This is a genomic window from Amycolatopsis lurida, from assembly GCF_900105055.1.
Classification (GTDB): Bacteria; Actinomycetota; Actinomycetes; order Mycobacteriales; family Pseudonocardiaceae; genus Amycolatopsis; species Amycolatopsis lurida.
Map to the genome: position 1 here is coordinate 12,918 of NZ_FNTA01000003.1, position 15,475 is coordinate 28,392.

20 protein-coding genes are annotated in these 15,475 nt (G+C 66.6%); 12 read left to right on the plus strand and 8 right to left on the minus strand.

Annotated features, from left to right (window positions below; genetic code table 11):
• Positions 1-135: 135 nt before the first annotated feature.
• The 4 genes from BLW75_RS02395 to BLW75_RS02410 all read left to right on the plus strand — a co-directional run bounded on the left by BLW75_RS02395 (position 136) and on the right by BLW75_RS02410 (position 3,283).
• Positions 136-711, plus strand: a complete 576-nt coding sequence (locus tag BLW75_RS02395) for an HIT domain-containing protein (RefSeq protein ID WP_143055284.1) — start codon at positions 136-138, stop codon at positions 709-711.
• A 126-nt stretch (positions 712-837) separates the two neighbouring features.
• Positions 838-1,899: a thiamine-phosphate kinase gene (thiL, locus tag BLW75_RS02400; RefSeq protein ID WP_034319003.1), complete on the plus strand. Its 1,062-nt coding sequence runs from the start codon at positions 838-840 to the stop codon at positions 1,897-1,899.
• On the plus strand, positions 1,896-2,663 hold the full coding sequence (locus BLW75_RS02405) for a hypothetical protein (RefSeq protein ID WP_034319000.1): 768 nt from the start codon (positions 1,896-1,898) through the stop codon (positions 2,661-2,663). The genes thiL and BLW75_RS02405 overlap by 4 nt, the downstream gene beginning before the upstream one ends.
• A complete protein-coding gene (locus tag BLW75_RS02410; protein ID WP_158005410.1) occupies positions 2,660-3,283 on the plus strand; it encodes a class I SAM-dependent methyltransferase in 624 nt (207 codons plus the stop codon). Before BLW75_RS02405 ends, BLW75_RS02410 begins: the two co-directional genes overlap by 4 nt.
• On the opposite strand, the gene BLW75_RS02415 is transcribed toward BLW75_RS02410, so the two are convergent.
• A complete protein-coding gene (locus tag BLW75_RS02415; RefSeq protein WP_091596613.1) occupies positions 3,280-3,714 on the minus strand; it encodes an HIT family protein in 435 nt (144 codons plus the stop codon). The two genes, BLW75_RS02410 and BLW75_RS02415, sit on opposite strands and share 4 nt — an antisense overlap.
• A 90-nt stretch (positions 3,715-3,804) precedes the next feature.
• Positions 3,805-4,479 carry a (d)CMP kinase gene (gene cmk / locus BLW75_RS42675; RefSeq protein ID WP_034318997.1) on the minus strand — a complete coding sequence of 225 codons (675 nt, stop codon included), beginning with the start codon at positions 4,477-4,479 and terminating at the stop codon, positions 3,805-3,807.
• 647 nt (positions 4,480-5,126) lie between these two features.
• Between cmk and BLW75_RS02425 the strand changes: the two genes are divergently transcribed.
• The gene (locus BLW75_RS02425) at positions 5,127-5,558 is read left to right on the plus strand and encodes a Fur family transcriptional regulator (protein ID WP_034319092.1); all 432 of its coding nucleotides are present in this window, start codon (positions 5,127-5,129) and stop codon (positions 5,556-5,558) included.
• Positions 5,559-5,590: 32 nt separating this feature from the next.
• Complete coding sequence (katG, locus tag BLW75_RS02430) at positions 5,591-7,825, plus strand: catalase/peroxidase HPI (protein ID WP_034318994.1); 2,235 nt, start codon at positions 5,591-5,593, stop codon at positions 7,823-7,825.
• Positions 7,826-7,876: 51 nt separating this feature from the next.
• Here the strand turns inward: katG and BLW75_RS02435 are convergent, their stop codons facing one another.
• The 4 genes from BLW75_RS02435 to BLW75_RS02450 form a co-directional block, all read right to left on the minus strand.
• A complete protein-coding gene (locus BLW75_RS02435; protein ID WP_034318991.1) occupies positions 7,877-8,365 on the minus strand; it encodes a DUF4383 domain-containing protein in 489 nt (162 codons plus the stop codon).
• Between the two features lie 50 nt (positions 8,366-8,415).
• Complete coding sequence (locus BLW75_RS02440) at positions 8,416-8,871, minus strand: ester cyclase (protein ID WP_034318989.1); 456 nt, start codon at positions 8,869-8,871, stop codon at positions 8,416-8,418.
• Complete coding sequence (locus tag BLW75_RS02445) at positions 8,868-9,764, minus strand: hypothetical protein (RefSeq protein WP_034318986.1); 897 nt, start codon at positions 9,762-9,764, stop codon at positions 8,868-8,870. The genes BLW75_RS02440 and BLW75_RS02445 overlap by 4 nt, the downstream gene beginning before the upstream one ends.
• A gap of 92 nt (positions 9,765-9,856) precedes the next feature.
• Positions 9,857-10,867: an SdiA-regulated/phytase-like domain-containing protein gene (locus tag BLW75_RS02450; protein ID WP_091596622.1), complete on the minus strand. Its 1,011-nt coding sequence runs from the start codon at positions 10,865-10,867 to the stop codon at positions 9,857-9,859.
• 192 nt (positions 10,868-11,059) lie between these two features.
• On the opposite strand from BLW75_RS02450, the gene BLW75_RS02455 reads away from it, so the two are divergent.
• From BLW75_RS02455 to BLW75_RS02475, 5 genes are all read left to right on the plus strand, one after another.
• Entirely contained in the window at positions 11,060-12,460 is a 1,401-nt protein-coding gene (locus BLW75_RS02455) for a fatty acid desaturase (protein WP_034318979.1), read from the plus strand.
• Positions 12,457-12,651, plus strand: coding sequence for a ferredoxin (locus tag BLW75_RS02460; RefSeq protein WP_034318976.1), 195 nt, complete (start codon positions 12,457-12,459; stop codon positions 12,649-12,651). Before BLW75_RS02455 ends, BLW75_RS02460 begins: the two co-directional genes overlap by 4 nt.
• A 2-nt stretch (positions 12,652-12,653) precedes the next feature.
• The gene (locus tag BLW75_RS02465; RefSeq protein WP_034318972.1) at positions 12,654-13,862 is read left to right on the plus strand and encodes an NAD(P)/FAD-dependent oxidoreductase; all 1,209 of its coding nucleotides are present in this window, start codon (positions 12,654-12,656) and stop codon (positions 13,860-13,862) included.
• Position 13,863: 1 nt separating this feature from the next.
• Entirely contained in the window at positions 13,864-14,490 is a 627-nt protein-coding gene (locus BLW75_RS02470; protein WP_034318969.1) for a TetR/AcrR family transcriptional regulator, read from the plus strand.
• Between the two features lie 84 nt (positions 14,491-14,574).
• Entirely contained in the window at positions 14,575-14,877 is a 303-nt protein-coding gene (locus BLW75_RS02475) for a DUF1905 domain-containing protein (RefSeq protein ID WP_034318966.1), read from the plus strand.
• 3 nt (positions 14,878-14,880) lie between these two features.
• On the opposite strand, the gene BLW75_RS44140 is transcribed toward BLW75_RS02475, so the two are convergent.
• Positions 14,881-14,976 carry an ArsR family transcriptional regulator gene (locus BLW75_RS44140; protein ID WP_395766710.1) on the minus strand — a complete coding sequence of 32 codons (96 nt, stop codon included), beginning with the start codon at positions 14,974-14,976 and terminating at the stop codon, positions 14,881-14,883.
• Between BLW75_RS44140 and BLW75_RS44145 the strand changes: the two genes are divergently transcribed.
• Positions 14,945-15,118, plus strand: coding sequence for a hypothetical protein (locus BLW75_RS44145; RefSeq protein ID WP_395766711.1), 174 nt, complete (start codon positions 14,945-14,947; stop codon positions 15,116-15,118). The two genes, BLW75_RS44140 and BLW75_RS44145, sit on opposite strands and share 32 nt — an antisense overlap.
• A 121-nt stretch (positions 15,119-15,239) precedes the next feature.
• On the opposite strand, the gene BLW75_RS02490 is transcribed toward BLW75_RS44145, so the two are convergent.
• The gene (locus tag BLW75_RS02490) at positions 15,240-15,461 is read right to left on the minus strand and encodes a hypothetical protein (RefSeq protein WP_034318963.1); all 222 of its coding nucleotides are present in this window, start codon (positions 15,459-15,461) and stop codon (positions 15,240-15,242) included.
• Between the last annotated feature and the right edge of the window lie 14 nt (positions 15,462-15,475).

Here is a 15,475-nt window from a genome sequence, read left to right on the forward strand (position 1 = left end):
CGTCACGAATCCATGAGCGGGTTACGACGTTCGAGCTAATCTCCGCATCGACCGTTCAAGTTCGCCGTGACCGTGCGCAAAAATCCAGGGGCTCTGATCGACGAACCATGGCGAGGCGAGGCGGCAGGGGGAGACATGATCGAAACCATCCAGTGCGCGGATGCGGACTTCTGTGACGAGTTTTCAGGTTCAGGTGAGACTTCCTTCGCCCGTTTCTACGAAGGCGACCCGCCGTCCCGTCGAATATACTCGACAGGAAATTTGACCCTGCTGGCTGATATGTCACCCCTCGTTCTCGGTCATCTTCTGCTCCTCCCGTCGAAACACTACTTGTCCTTCGCTCAGGTACTTTCCCTCCACGAGCTGGAGGTGACCGGCCTTGTCGGCGACGTCATCCCGCTGTACCGGGACACCTTCGGTGAGCCGCTGATCCTGGAACACGGATCGAGTGCGGGGCAGGAGAGTCACGCCTGCATCACGCACGCGCATCTGCACTTTCTCCCTGTCGACGGCGACACCGTGGACGACCTCCTGATCGGCGACGGCCTGGTCCACCGCGATCTGGATTCGCTCGGCGAGCTGGCGCTCTCACCGTGGCCGTCTTCGGCCTATTTCCTCCGCGTGTACCGGGAAAGGTTCGTTTGTACCTGCCGACAGGTGAGCAGAAAAGACAGTATCTGCGCTCGATCGCCGGAGCGGTGCTGGCGATAGACGACCCTGAATGGGACTACGCGGTGGTGATGCGAAAGAGGGATCTCCGCGAGACCATGCGAATGGTGGATCACTGGCCGGGAAAACTGAGTGGCGACCGTACGGCCGCCGATATGGAGCTGTCCTGTGGCGAGTGAGAAATTCTCGGACGAACCGACGAGACTGGCTAGGACGATCGTCCCGTTGTTCGCCCGCCAAGCATTCGAGTTCGTTCCGGTCTCGTCTCCGGATGGCGGTCTGGTGGAACTGACCGTGGGAGCCGACGCCCAGGACGACTGCGCGGTCTTCCGGCTGGCCGGGGACCACGACCTGGTCGTGGGCAGTGACTACGTCCGCGGCCCCAAGTTCAGGCTCTACGAGATGGGGCATCTGGACGAATACGACCTCGGCTATTACCTGGTCGCCGCGAACCTGAGTGACATCGCGGCGATGGGCGCGAAACCGATCGGGCTGCTTTCCGTCGTCCGGTATCCGGCCGAAATGGACGATGCGCTGTTCGGGCTCGTCATGCGGGGCATTCGCGACGCGTGTGCCGCCTTCGGCTGCCTCAACGTGGGTGGCGACATCGGTGGCGCGGAACGCCTGATCCTCTCCGCATCGGCTCTGGGGGTGTGCCCTGCGGGCCGGGCGCTGCTGCGGTCCGGTGCGAAGCCCGGTGACGTCGTGTGTCTCACGGCACCGACCGGTCCCGCCGGAGCGGCGATGGCGTATCTGCGCTCCGGCGTCCCGGATCTTGTCATCGACAGCCTGCTTCCTTCGCTGCTCGCCAGTTGGAAGCGACCGGTGGCCAGAGTCGACGAGGGACTCGTGCTCGGTGCGAGCAGGGTGGTCACGAGTTGTCTGGACACCTCGGACGGACTGAAGGCCGCCTTGCTGAGCATCGCCGAGTCGAGTGGCGTCGGCATCGACGTCGACGAGCGATCGATCCCTGTTCTCAAGGCGGTGGCCGCGGTGGCCGCTCACGTGGGAGTCGAGCCGTTGAGCCTGGTCATGGGCGATTCGGTCGATTTCGAACTCGTCTTCACCGTGCCACCCTGCCGGGTGGACAGCCTCGCCGAAGTGCTGAGTTTCCACCGGATCGGGGTGGTCACCGAGAAACCCGACGTGGTCTTGGCCGGAGAGAACGGCCGACGTGCGGACCTCCCGGGTGAGGCGTGGCGGCACCAGCAGGGCGACGGAAAGGCATGAGCCGGAGGACGGCCAAGGCTGCGGACAAGACGATTCTGCTGTCGGCGACCTTGTTCCTGGCGGGCAAGGCGTACAACGTACCGTCGAAGCCGTTCTGGGACGGTCTCCTGAACGGCCGCTCGTTCTTGTTGCTGGTCGTTCTCGTCATGGCCGGTGTGTTCGGCGCCTTCACGCCGTTCGAGAGCTGGCAACGGCGTGCCTTCGTGGACCGGAACGTCATGATGCGCCGCCGGGTCCTGTCCACGTTCGGCAGGCTGCTCGACATCAGCGCGAAGATCGAGCCACCACTGGACACCGGCGACCTGGCACTCCATGTATGGCGGAAGACGCGAACGCCGCGACACCCGGTGCACGGAGTACTGAAGCGACTTTCCTCCTATCGGATGTCATCTTTTCCGGCAACGCGGAGTTTCACCCCGGTGCGGGGTATCGGCGCGGTGGGATTGTGCTGGCAACACGATCGCGAGGTGAAGTTCGATGTCGCGCCGTTGGTGGAGCGCCTCACCGATCAGGTGAAGTACGACGACCACGTGGCGCACCACGGATCCGAATCGGTGATGAACCTGAAGTGGGAGGAGTTTCAGGCCCTCAAACATCGAACGGCGCTTTTCGTCACGCCGATCAGGAGCGGGCGGAACAAGTTCGTCGGCTGCGTGAGTGTGGACGCCGGCCGGGGCTACGAGGTGCTCGACCGGCGCGAACTGCTGGAGGAGATGACCAATCTGGGCATGGCCATCGGCCGTGAGGATTTCGAATGCACATGAACGGCGAGCACGTGCGTGCGGTGGTGTCGAGGACCCGGCGGGTCTATGACGAGAGCGCCGCGACGTATGTCCGGAGCACCGGCACACTTGACCTGTTTCCGGGTCTCGACCGGGAACTGGACCGTTTCCTCGAGGCACTTCCGGGAACCGCGGTGCTGGACGTCGGCTGTGGTTCGGGTCGCGACGCGGAATATCTGATCGGGCGCGGCGCGACCGTCGTCGCCGTCGATCTCAGCGAGAAGCTGCTCCGTTACACGCGATGTCGGTGCGCGGTAGCCGGCGCGGTGCTCTGCGACCTCTTGGCCTTACCGCTGGCGGACGGTGTATTCGACGGCGTGTGGGCCTGCGCGAGCGTCCTGCATCTGCCGAGAGAGACGCACCTCCGAGCGTTTTCCGAGATTCATCGAGTGCTCACGCCTGGCGGTGCCACGGCGATCAGCCTCAAGGAAGGTGACGGAGAAGGGTGGATGCGGAGCACCCGCATGCCGTCTTCGCGCTGGTTCTCGTTGCGCAGGCCTGAAGCCGTCGTGGACGAGCTGACCGCGGCAGGCTTCGTATCGGTGCGGGTGTCGCCGAGTGGGCGGGGCGACTGGTTCGTGGTGGAAGCTAGGAGGGCCTAGCCGAGCCATTCGTCGGGATTGGTTCCGGGCAGGACATGGCGGACACCGCCTCGCGGATCTGCCACATCGCCCTCGTAGCGCGGGATCAGGTGGATGTGCAGGTGATCGATGGTCCTGCCCGCGGCCTGCCCCTCGTTCACGCCGATGGTGTAACCGTCGGGCTGGAACCGCTGTTCGATCTCGTCGCGCGCTCGCTTGATGAGCGAGTGAACTTCGGCGTGCTCGCTCGCCGTGAGTGCGAAGTAGGACTCCACGTGTCGTTTCGGGACGAGCTCGACATGTCCCTTGGCCGCCGGAAAGTTGTCCCAGCGCACGTAGATCTCATCTCCCTGGACCAGTATGTCGTTCACCGATGTGTCATCGAATTGACAAAAGAGACAATCGGCGGTCACCGGTTCGGCTTCGGTTTCCTTCGCCATCGCCGGCTTCATAACCAATACTCCTCGTCATTGATCGATCACTTGAAGTCATACCTGTGGTCAACTTAGCTTCGTCGCAGACAAAGCAGAAGCGTACTCGCACTAACGGTTGATCTCTAAGCCTCTGTTGCGACACGCCGCCGTCATTCGGCTCACTACCTGCTCGAAGGTGAGTTCGGAGGTGTCGATTCTGATCGCGTCCTCGGCGGGGACCAAGGGTGACGACGCCCTGGACATGTCGGCCTCGTCCCGGCGGATCACGTCGCCGAGAACGTTCTCGTACGACGCCGCCCGCTCTTGGCGTACTCGGCGCATTGCCCGGACCTCCGGCCTGGCGGTCAAGTAGAACTTCACGGTCGCGGCGGGAAAGATGGTGGTGCCGATGTCGCGTCCTTCTATGACACACCGGGTCTGTGCTCCGGCCCAGAGCCGGATGAGGCTGGTGACCCGCTGGCGTACTTCCGCGATCTTGGCGACGGTCGAGACGGCGACGTTGACCGGGGTCGCGCGCAGGGTCTCCGGCTCGTAGCGGTCGGAGGTCAACAGGGTCGCAGAACGGCTCTCGGTGATCAATTCATCGCAGAGCCCGGTGATCTTACGAGTGTTTTCGACGGGTATTTTCCGCTGAATCGCCTCGAAAGCAATGATGCGGTAAGTTCTTCCGCTTTCGAGATAGTGCAGGTCGAAAGATCTCGCCAGTGCCAGGCAGGTGGTCGTCTTGCCCGCCGCAGCGGGACCATCCACCGCCACGACGGTGTTGACGCCTTCTTCGGGCATGGTTTTCCCTTGTTCGTGCACGATCGGTGAAGCCGGACGGTGGGAACAGGGCGCAGACGCTACCACGGAGGAAGCCTGCCGTGGGCGTGCAGACGTATGGTCCCGGGAGCAGCGGAGATGCGACGAATTGCGGCTCTGGCAAAGGATTACGTGCTCCGGGCCAGTGGTGCGCGCGAGCGTGCCGACGACGCTCCGGCATGCTCCCTCACTCATCCAGGTGTCGAAGCAGGCCACTTTTGTGGTTGATCTGCCCCAAAAACACGCCACGAGGGGGTCGATTCCTTGCCGCAAGCGGAAGTTCGGTCCGATTTTCGCACCTTCGTGTTTGCTTGCGGTCCAGACCAGTGACGCCGAAGCCGGGTGCGCTTTCGTGGCTGATCGCGAACCGCTCACATCGCTTATCCGCCGTTGTTCGGCGCGTAGTGAAACTGTTCGAAGAGAATATGTAACGGAAGCCACAAACTGCGCGTCACTGATGGCAGCCGCCCTCTCGTGTTCGTCGTGCGCGTCCGTGAAGGCCTCCATGGGGGATTCAGAGTCCCTCCCAGGAGGCCTTCACGGACGCTGGCTGCCCCCCGGGCGTGGGCGGGGACACGCCCGGGATGCAAGAACTTGATTCATTCCAGAAAATGGTCCAGACTGCGGCCGTGCCCACGACCCAGGACTTCGAGCGGATGCTGCGCGGGGCTTCCCTGCGCGTGACGCGTCCCAGGGTGGCCGTGCTGACAGCGGTACGCGACCACCCGCACGCCGACACCGACTCGATCATCGGGGCCGTGCGCACGGAACTCGGCGAGGTCTCTCACCAGGCCATCTACGACGTGTTGCGGGCACTGACCGCCGCGGGTCTCGTACGGCGGATCCAGCCGTCGGGGTCCGTGGCACGGTACGAGTCCCGGGTCGGGGACAACCACCACCACGTCGTGTGCCGAACCTGTGGTGCCATCGCCGACGTCGACTGCGCCGTCGGTCCCGCACCCTGTTTGACCGCGTCGAACGACCAAGGCTTCGTGATCGAAGAGGCCGAGGTCATCTACTGGGGCCGGTGTCCCGACTGTGCCATCGAACCCCGTTCCTGAGCCCTGCAGTTCTGATTCCCGGAAGGATTCCCGTGTCTGACAGCCCGGACGCCGTCATCGGCGAAATGAACGAAGAGAGCGCGGGCGGCTGCCCCGTCTCGTCGGGCCGCCGCAACCACCCCACCGAAGGCGCGGGCAACCGTGACTGGTGGCCGAACCAGCTCAACCTGAAGATCCTCCGGAAGCATTCGGCCGCGTCCGACCCGATGGACGCCGGGTTCGACTACGCCGCCGAGTTCAAGACCCTCGACCTCACCGAGCTCGCCAAGGACGTCGACGCCGTCCTCACGACGTCGCAGGACTGGTGGCCCGCGGACTTCGGCCACTACGGCGGCTTCATGATCCGCATGGCGTGGCACAGCGCGGGCACGTACCGCATCGAGGACGGCCGCGGTGGCGCGGGCGCGGGCATGCAGCGGTTCGCCCCGCTCAACAGCTGGCCGGACAACGGCAACCTGGACAAGGCCCGCCGGCTGCTCTGGCCGGTCAAGAAGAAGTACGGCCGCAAGATCTCGTGGGCCGACCTGATGATCTTCACCGGCAACCGCGCGCTGGAGACCATGGGCTTCAAGACCTTCGGCTTCGCCGGTGGCCGCGCGGACGTCTGGGAGCCGGACGAGGACGTGTACTGGGGTCCCGAGCGCACGTGGCTCGGCGACGAGCGCTACACCGGCGACCGTGAGCTGGAGAACCCGCTGGCCGCCGTGCAGATGGGTCTCATCTACGTGAACCCGGAAGGCCCGAACGGCAACCCGGACCCGCTGGCCGCGGCCCGCGACATCCGCGAGACCTTCGGCCGGATGGCGATGAACGACGAGGAGACCGTCGCGCTGATCGCCGGCGGCCACAGCTTCGGCAAGACGCACGGAGCGGCCGACCCGGACAAGTACGTCGGCCCCGAGCCCGAAGGCGCCTCGATCGAGGAGCAGGGCCTCGGCTGGAAGAACACCTTCGGCAGCGGCAAGGGCCGCGACGCGATCACCAGCGGTCTGGAGGTCACCTGGACGCCGACCCCGACCCAGTGGAGCAACTGGTTCTTCCACAACCTCTTCGAATACGACTGGGAGCTGACCAAGAGCCCGGCGGGCGCCCACCAGTGGGTCCCGAAGGACGGCAAGGCGAAGAACACCGTGCCGGATCCCGAGGACGGCAAGCTCAACCGCGCGCCCGGCATGCTCACCACCGACCTGGCGCTGCGTTTCGACCCGGTCTACGAGCAGATCTCGCGCCGCTTCTACGAGAACCCGGACCAGTTCGCGGACGCCTTCGCCCGCGCCTGGTTCAAGCTGACCCACCGTGACATGGGCCCGATCCAGCGCTACCTCGGCCCGCTGGTGCCGCAGGAAACGCTGATCTGGCAGGACCCGGTGCCCGTCGTCGACCACGAGCTGATCGACGACGCGGACATCGCCGCCCTCAAGGAGAAGCTGCTCGCGTCGGGCCTTTCGGTCTCGCAGCTGGTCTCCACCGCGTGGGCGTCGGCCTCGACCTTCCGCGGCAGCGACAAGCGCGGTGGCGCGAACGGTGCCCGCATCCGCCTCGAGCCGCAGCGCGACTGGGAGGTCAACGACCCGCAGACGTTGTCTCAGGTGCTACGGACCCTCGAAGGGGTCCAGGAGGCGTTCAACGGCGCCCAGACCGGCGGCAAGAAGGTCTCGCTCGCCGACCTGATCGTGCTGGGCGGCGTCGCCGCCGTCGAGCAGGCCGCGAAGGAGGGCGGCTTCGAGGTCACCGTGCCGTTCACCCCTGGGCGCACCGACGCGACGGAGGAGCAGACCGACGCCGAGTCGTTCGCCCCGCTGGAGCCGACCGTCGACGGGTTCCGCAACTACCGCGGCAAGGGTCACCGTCTTCCGACGGAGTACCTGCTCCTCGACCGCGCGAACCTGCTGAACCTGAGCGCGCCCGAGATGACCGTCCTCGTCGGCGGTCTGCGTGTCCTCGGCGCCAACGCCCAGCAGTCCAAGCACGGCGTGTTCACCGAGAAGCCGGGGTCGCTGACCAACGACTTCTTCGTGAACCTGCTCGACATGGGCGTCCAGTGGACCGCCACGTCGGAGGACGCGGAGACCTTCGAGGGCCGCGATTCCGCGACCGGCGAGGTCAAGTGGACCGGTACCCGCGCCGACCTCGTGTTCGGGTCCAACTCCGAGCTTCGCGCGGTGGCGGAGGTCTACGCCAGCGACGACGCCAAGGAGAAGTTCGTCCGTGACTTCGTCTCCGCGTGGGACAAGGTCATGAACCTCGACCGGTACGACCTGGTCTGAGACTGATCCGAACGTCCGGGCCCGTCGCTTTCGCGGCGGGCCCGGACGTTTTCATTGGTGCTGCAGGTCCGGTTCCGGGTAGTCGCCCGCCTTGCGTTCGAGCGCGGTGGTGAAGACACCCAGCGCGATCATGCCCACGCCGAGGCCGAGATGCAGCCAGTTGTCGGCGACGTTGAACGGCAGGAAGTTCCCCGGGCTGCTCTGGGGGATCGCCAACCCGATGATCCACAGAAGCAGATAGATCCCGCCGCCGACCATCAGGAAGATCCGGGAAGCGGCGCGTTTGCGGGCGGCGAGCACGCCCGCCACGCCGAACAGCAGATGCACCAGGTTGTGCAGGATCGACACGGCGAAGACCCCGAACAAGCGGGCGCCGGAATGGTGTCCGGCGAATTCGAGCTCGTCGTAGCCGGTGGTGATGCCCGGGATGAAGCCGAGTACGCCGACCACGAGGAAGACCGCACCGACCACCAGCGCGGCCACTTGCGGAGGACGCCGTCCGGTGCGTTGTGCGCCGTCGGCTTGTTCTGCTTCTGCCATGCCGGCCGGGTACCCCGGGTTCTCCGGGGTAATCCTCGGCCGGCGTCGGTTCAGACGTCGCCGGACGCCAGGAGGGTCAGCAGTTCGGCGTGCCCGGCCTGGGTGATCAGGCTGGCGGCGTCGAAGTAGATGCGCTCGTTGGTGATCCTGTCCTCGTCGAAGAAGAACACCGCGATGATCGGCACCCGGAACGCCTTGCCGGTGGGCGGACGGCCGTAGAACTCGCCGAGATTGGTGCCGAGCAGGTCGAATTCGACGATGACCGACTCGTCGGCGAAGTGATACCGGACGTTGTCGTGCCGCTGGTCCGGGAACGCCGTCCGGGTCATGCGGTAGTACGCCATGACCTCTTCGTCGCCGTCGAAGATCTGCCCGGTCGCCATGATCTCGTAGTGCGGATGGCCGTTGAAGGTGCCCAGCGTGCGGTCGAACTCGTGGGCCACCTCCGTGTCCATGTGCTCTTCGATGATCTTGAGGCGGCGCTCGCGCAGGTCTTCACTGATCACTGGTCCTCCGGGTGGTTCCTGGTCGCGATCCGGAGACTACCGCCCGCGGCCTCGTCGTCGGTTCCGTAGAGCAGGCTGCCGCACGAGCGCGACAGGCAGGTCATGGCCTCGATCTTGTGGCCGGGGAAGTCGCCGATCTTCACCGGGGCAGGGGAGAGGGCGATCGAACCGTCGGAACGGAGGACACCGGCCTCGTACACGGCCGAATCGAAAGGCCCTTCGTCGCCGGGATCCGAGGCGGCCGAGATCAGGACGCGGTCGTCCGCGGTGATCTCCACGTCCGAGGTGTGCCGGACGTGGGTGGCCGGGTACGTGACGCGGAACGGGATCGACTTCGGCTTCTTGAAGGACAGCTTCGAGACCGAGAACTCCGCCGAGTAGAGCGTGGCAGGGCGGGCGTCCTGGCCGCGGTCCGCCCAGACAGCGAACAATCGGTCATACACCTTTTTCAGCGCGAAACCTTCGTAATTGTCCTCCGGGTCGCCCTTCGGTACCTGGAAAGTGCCGAGTACTTTCAGGCGCCTGTCCTTCAAGGTGAAGTGAAAGCCTTTGCCGTCGCTGGCCAGTGCGACGAATTCGCCGTTCTTGCCCGGCACGGGTTCGGCCGCTTCGAGATCGACCGGGAGCTCGCCGGGCCAGTCGATGGAGTCCACCTTGGACACCTTGCCGTGATCGATGCGGACCCGGACGGCGCGGTTCTCGCCGGGCTTCTTGTTGTCCCGTAGGACAAGTGTGTCGATTCGATCGCCGTCCCTGTCCAGGACGGCGATGCCGCTGGCGCCGGAGGTCATGCCGGTGCCGATGGACTGCCAGTCGTCGTCCGCCAGCGCGGCGGACGGCAGGAACAGGGGAATGGTCAAGGCCGGAAGAATCGCGAGGGAAGCGAATTTCATGCCGACAAACTAGTCCAGGAAGAGAGCGGGAGAAAGGCTTGAATCGGTGCACTCCATTCCGGCGCGAATCCGCGCCGGAATGGAGTGACGGTTCAGCCGCAGGACAGGGTGCCGGCGCGGAGCGCGTGGCCGCCCTCGTTGCCGTCGTCGGCCCAGACGACCTGCTTGCTCCCGGAGGCGCAGGTGGCCGAAATCGCGAACCCTTCGTTGTTGTAGTCCGGCATTCCGCCCGGGCGGTCGTAGGTGGCCGTGACGGCGAACTTGCCCTGCGCGTCGATGGCCAGCGTCGTCGAGTCGCCGCCACAGGTGTCGTCGCAGACCGCCCACAGCTTGCCGGTCGGAGCCTCGTACTCGAGTTCCATGATCGAGCCGAGCCCGCTCGCGAAACTCGCGACCCGGGTGTACTTCCCGCCCGCCTGGTCGAGCGCGTAGGCGTAGATCATCCCGTTGCTTTCGAGGCCGACGAGGTAGAGGCCGGTGCCATGACCGGGATAGCTGCTCGGGTTGTACGGCGCCTTCGTGCGCTGATCCACGAATCCCTTGGCGGTGAGGGCGCTGTCCGGGATCCACGAGACGGCTTCGAGGCCGTCGTTGGCCGAAACCTTCGGCAGATCCGCCGTCAGGTTCCATTCGGCCTTGGCGCTGAGCGTCTTGGCCGAGCCGGAGACGTCGTACCGGAGCACCTTGAGGGCGCTCGTCTTGCTGTTGTCACCGTCGCGTTCGGTGGCCGCGACCACGCCGTCCGGGGTGGCCACGACGGCTTCGGCGTCGGGATCGCCCTTGCCGTCGCGGTAGCGCAACGGCTTGCCCGACGACCAGCCGCTGGCCGTGTCCGGCTGCCACTTCGCGCCGTTGCGCACGAGGCGGTACAGCGTGCCGGGACCGTTCTTGACCGCCCACAGGACGTCGGGGCTTCCGAAGGACAGGCCGCTCATGTTGCCGCCGAGGACGTTCGAACCGTCGGCGTTCGCGACGGCCGAACCGCCCGGCCAAGGGCTGTTCGCCGTCGTGCTCGCGGCGGCGGTCGTGGCAGGCAGGACCAGCAGGGCGGCGGCGACGGTGGCCATGGCGGCGGGCCGGATCCGGCGAGGTGATGGGGGCATTCGCGCTCCTTCGGGGCGGACGAAGTGGGTCGCGGCGTGTCGTCATAAGTTAAGTAAGTTTCCTTACGAATACAAGATATCGCCAGGTTCTCACGAAATGAAGCAACAGTGGGTTTACAAATGGTGTCCACTTGTCAAACTGGGTGTACATCACCTACTGTTTTGTAAACCCAGCCAACGGAGGAGGGTGCGATGAGCGAGATGACGGGCACGATCCCGGCGGGCTCGACCGAACGATGGACCGATCGCAAGCGGTATCTGTGGCTGATCGGCCTGGTGGTCCCCTCGCTCGCCTTCCTGGCCATCGGGCTGCACGCGGCCACCGGATGGGGGGTGTGGTTCTGGATCGGCCCGATCGTGATCCTGGTGATCGTGCCGCTGATCGACCTGCTGGCCGGGCTGGATCGCGGCAATCCGCCCGACGACGTGATCGAACGGCTGGAGAGGGATCGCTACTACCGGTGGATCACCTTCGCCTTCCTGCCCATCCAGTACGCGGGTTTCGTGGTCGCGTTCTGGCTGATCGCCCGCGGCGACCTGTCCGTCGCGGACAAGGTCGGGCTGGCGATCTCGATCGGCTGCATCGGCGGTATCGGCATCAACACCGCGCACGAACTCGGGCACAAGAAGGAGAGCCACGAGCGCTGGCTGTCGAAGATCGCGCTGGCGCAGAGCTTCTACGGCCACTTCTACATCGAGCACAACCGCGGTCACCACGTCCGCGTGGCGACCCCGGAGGATCCGGCCAGCAGCCGCGTGGGGGAGAGCTTCTACCGGTTCTGGCCGCGCACGGTGTTCGGCTCGCTGAAATCCGCGTGGGGGCTCGAGCGCAAGCGGTACGCCCGGCGCGACCGGCATCCGTTCCGGATCGGCAACGACGTCCTCAACGCCTGGCTGATGTCGGCGGTGCTGTGGGCGGCGATGACCGTGTGGCTGGGGCCGGGGATCCTGCCGTATCTGGTGATCCAGGCGGTGATCGGCTTCTCGCTGCTGGAGGTCGTGAACTACATGGAGCACTACGGCATGCGCCGGCAGAAGGTCGGCCCGCCGAACCGGCGCCGCTACGAACGGGTCGATCCCAGCCACAGCTGGAACTCCAACAACATCGCCACCAACGTCCTGCTCTACCACCTGCAAAGGCACAGCGACCACCACGCCAACCCGACCCGCCGCTACCAGACGCTGCGTGACTTCGCGGAGTCGCCGGTTCTTCCGACGGGCTACGCCGGGATGATCGTGCTGGCGCTGTTCCCGCCGGTGTGGCGCCGCGTGATGGATCCGCGCGTCCTCGCGCATTTCGACGGTGACATCTCCCGCGCCAACATCCAGCCGTCGAAACGGGCCAAGATCCTGGCGCGCTACGGAACGCGCGTCACCGCGCCCTCCCGGGCCGTCGCCGACACGCACGGCGACGCGACCGAAGGCGGGATGTGCCCGGGCTGTGGCTATGTCTACGACGAGAAACTCGGCGACCCGCGTGAGGGTTTCCCCGCCGGAACGCCGTGGTCGGCGATCCCGGATTCGTGGTGCTGCCCGGACTGCGGGGTGCGGGAGAAGGTCGATTTCGTGGCACCGGGAAGGGTCGGAGCATGATGAAGATCGAAGCGGACCGCGCGAAATGCGACGGGCTGGGCATGTGCGAGGCGATGGCACCCGACTTCTTCGAGGTGGGCGACGACGGGACGGTCGTCGTGCTCGACGAACGGCCCGGTGAGGAATACCGCCAGGATCTGACGGCCGCCGTCGACGCCTGCCCGGTCCTCGCCCTGAAGTTGCGGGACTGACGATGGCACTGGTCGTCGTGGGAGCGTCACTGGCCGGACTGCGCGCGGTCGAGGCCGCGCGCCGGGACGGGTACCGGGGACGGATCGTGCTGATCGGCGCGGAGGACCACCCGCCCTACGACCGGCTCCCGTTGTCGAAGTCCTTCCTGGCCGCGGACGGCCCAGGGCGAGTCGACCCCTTCCACACCGAGACCGCGTTGCGTGACGAGTTCGGCGTCGAGCTGATGCTCGGCGCGCCGGCGGACGGGCTCGACACCGCCGCTCGCGAGGTGTCGGTCGCCGGGACGGCGGTTCCCTACGACGCACTGGTGATCGCGACCGGAGCCACCGCGCGACGGCTCCCCGGAAGCGACGGGGTCGCCGGGGTCCACACGCTGCGGACCGCCGAGGACGCGCTCGCCGTCCGCGCCGCCCTCGACGGTGGCGCGCGCACGGTCGTGATCGGGGCGGGTTTCATCGGCTCGGAGGTCGCCGCCGCGGCCCGGAAACGCGGGCTGGCGTCGACGATCGTCGAGACGCTCGGCGTCCCGCTCGTCCGCGCGGTCGGAGCCGAGGCGGGTGCGGTGTGCGCTTCACTGCACCGCGAGGCGGGTACGGAATTGCGGTTGTCCACGACGGTCACCGGCCTGGAATCCGACGGCGGTGCGGTGACCGGCGTCCGGCTTTCGACCGGTGAGGTGCTGCCCGCGGATCTGGTGGTCGCCGGCATCGGTGTCGTCCCCGCCACCGGCTGGCTGGTGGGGAGCGGGGTCCCGCTGCACGAGCGCGACGGTGGCGTGGTGTGCGATGCGACGCTGTCGACCGGGATCCCCGGCGTGTACGCCGCCGGAGACGTCGCACACGCCTCGAACCCGTTGTTCGACGGTGAGCTGATGCGGCTGGAGCACTGGACGAACGCCGCGGAGCAGGGTGCCGCGGCCGCTCGGCACGCGCTCGCTCCGGAGTCGGCCCGCGCGCTGGCGCCGGTGCCCTACTTCTGGTCGGACTGGTACGACCACCGGATCCAATTCGTCGGCACCCCGCGGGCGGACGAGGTGGTGGCCGCCGTCCCGGAGGCCGGTGGCTTCACCGCGCTGTACCGGCGCGGGGACCGGGTCGTCGGGGCACTGACGATCGACCGGCCGCGCGAGATCATGAAGTACCGACGCCATATCGCGGGGCGGGCGCCGTGGCCCGAGGCGCTGGCGTTCGCGGCGGGCACGGCGGCCTAGAATGACGATCATGAGTGAGGCACCGGTCACGGGAGGTCCGTACCGTCAACCGATCGTCTCGGCGGCGATCGAGTTGACCGTGCGTTCCGGCTGGTCCTCGGTGACGATGAGCAAACTCGCGGAGATCGTCGGCGTCAGTCGTCAGACCGTCTACAACGAACTCGGTTCGAAGAGCCGGCTGGCCGAAGCGATGATCTCGCACGAACTCGCTCGCTTCCTCTCCGTGGTCCAGGAAGCCTTCGAACGGCACCCCGACGACCTCGTCGAGGCGATCCACGACGCCGTCCGCGGCGTCCTCGAACTCGCCGACGACAACCTCCTGCTGCGCGCCATCGTCTCGGCCACGCATGGCGCCGACACCGAATTACTGCCGCTGCTGACGTCGCGGGCCGGGAGCCTGCTGAGCGAAGCGACGGTCATGCTGCGCGGTCGTGTCCGCGCCTACGGCCCACCGCTGGACGCTTCACAGCTCGATGTGGCGATCGACGTCGTGGTCCGGACCGTGCTGAGCCACATCATGCAGCCGTCGGACACCCCGGCGCGCACGGCCGACGCGCTGGCGTGGATGGCTTCGCGTGTGCTCGGCGCGACGACGGCTCGGTCACTGCGGCATCCTTCGCAGGATTAGGCCGCGGGTCGGACACCGCAACCACATCTCCTGTCCCTTCTGGACCACGCGGAAACTGTCGGACCTGTGTGCGAGGCTCCACCGATGATCGTCGTGTTCGATGCCGAGCTCTGGGTCTGGGACGCCCGCCGCGGGGAGACCTGGACGTTCGTCAGCCTGCCTCAGGACATCTCCGAGGAGATCCGCGAAATCACCGGCGGCCCGCGCAGGGGGTTCGGCGCGGTCCGGGTCCAGGCCGGTATCGGTGGCAGCAAATGGCAGACGTCGATCTTCCCGGACGCCAAACGAGGCGCGTATGTGCTGCCGGTGAAGAAAGCCGTTCGTAAAGCCGAGGGGATCGAGGAGGGTGATGCGGCGAAGGTGACCGTCGAGCTGATCGACCTCTGACCGTCAAAGGAGGCGGACGCTGCGGCCGGAGCGTCCGCGTGCGACCAGTCCGCTGTCCCGCAGGATCTTGAGGTGCCGGGAAACGGCGCTCGGGGTCACGGTGCTCGGCGGGCTTCTGGCGGTGAGCGGTTTCGTGACGACGATCTGGAACGTCATCACGGTCAGCGTCCGGCAGCGAGACGTCCCCGCGTCGCTGCTCGGCCGTGTCAACAGTGTGTACCGGCTCCTCGGCTGGGGCTGATGCCGCTCGGCGCGCTGACCGGTGGACTGCTCGCGCACAGGTTCGGGCTCCGCGTCCCGTATCCGGTCGCCGGTGTCGTACGGGGCCGCGCTCCCGGTGCTGATCCCGGCGACGCGGGGCGCTACTCCTCGGTGAGTTCGGCCAGCTGCTCCGCGGCGTCCCGGTTGCCGCGTTCCGCCAGCCGCCGCAGTTCGTCGAGCGCGCCGAGTTCGGTCGCCGTTTCGATCAGCTGGTCCGCCGCGTCACTGCTGCCGGCGTCGGCCAGCCGCCGGAGTTCGTCCAGGTCGCCACGTTCCCCGGCATCCTGGATCCGCTCGTCGATGGCGTCCTGGTCCTCGCTCATGTCACCAGGTTACG

What these genes read in the sequence shown, in the direction of transcription:
- BLW75_RS02395 (WP_143055284.1), top strand. Translation starts at nt 136, where the DNA reads ATGATCGAAACCATCCAGTGCGCGGATGCGGACTTCTGTGACGAGTTT.
- BLW75_RS02405 (WP_034319000.1), top strand. Translation starts at nt 1,896, where the DNA reads ATGAGCCGGAGGACGGCCAAGGCTGCGGACAAGACGATTCTGCTGTCG.
- BLW75_RS02410 (WP_158005410.1), top strand. Translation starts at nt 2,660, where the DNA reads ATGAACGGCGAGCACGTGCGTGCGGTGGTGTCGAGGACCCGGCGGGTC.
- BLW75_RS02415 (WP_091596613.1), bottom strand. Translation starts at nt 3,714, where the DNA reads ATGAAGCCGGCGATGGCGAAGGAAACCGAAGCCGAACCGGTGACCGCC.
- cmk (WP_034318997.1), bottom strand. Translation starts at nt 4,479, where the DNA reads ATGCCCGAAGAAGGCGTCAACACCGTCGTGGCGGTGGATGGTCCCGCT.
- BLW75_RS02435 (WP_034318991.1), bottom strand. Translation starts at nt 8,365, where the DNA reads ATGGCAGAAGCAGAACAAGCCGACGGCGCACAACGCACCGGACGGCGT.
- BLW75_RS02445 (WP_034318986.1), bottom strand. Translation starts at nt 9,764, where the DNA reads ATGAAATTCGCTTCCCTCGCGATTCTTCCGGCCTTGACCATTCCCCTG.
- BLW75_RS02450 (WP_091596622.1), bottom strand. Translation starts at nt 10,867, where the DNA reads ATGCCCCCATCACCTCGCCGGATCCGGCCCGCCGCCATGGCCACCGTC.
- BLW75_RS02455 (WP_034318979.1), top strand. Translation starts at nt 11,060, where the DNA reads ATGAGCGAGATGACGGGCACGATCCCGGCGGGCTCGACCGAACGATGG.
- BLW75_RS02460 (WP_034318976.1), top strand. Translation starts at nt 12,457, where the DNA reads ATGATGAAGATCGAAGCGGACCGCGCGAAATGCGACGGGCTGGGCATG.
- BLW75_RS02465 (WP_034318972.1), top strand. Translation starts at nt 12,654, where the DNA reads ATGGCACTGGTCGTCGTGGGAGCGTCACTGGCCGGACTGCGCGCGGTC.
- BLW75_RS02470 (WP_034318969.1), top strand. Translation starts at nt 13,864, where the DNA reads ATGACGATCATGAGTGAGGCACCGGTCACGGGAGGTCCGTACCGTCAA.
- BLW75_RS02475 (WP_034318966.1), top strand. Translation starts at nt 14,575, where the DNA reads ATGATCGTCGTGTTCGATGCCGAGCTCTGGGTCTGGGACGCCCGCCGC.
- BLW75_RS02490 (WP_034318963.1), bottom strand. Translation starts at nt 15,461, where the DNA reads ATGAGCGAGGACCAGGACGCCATCGACGAGCGGATCCAGGATGCCGGG.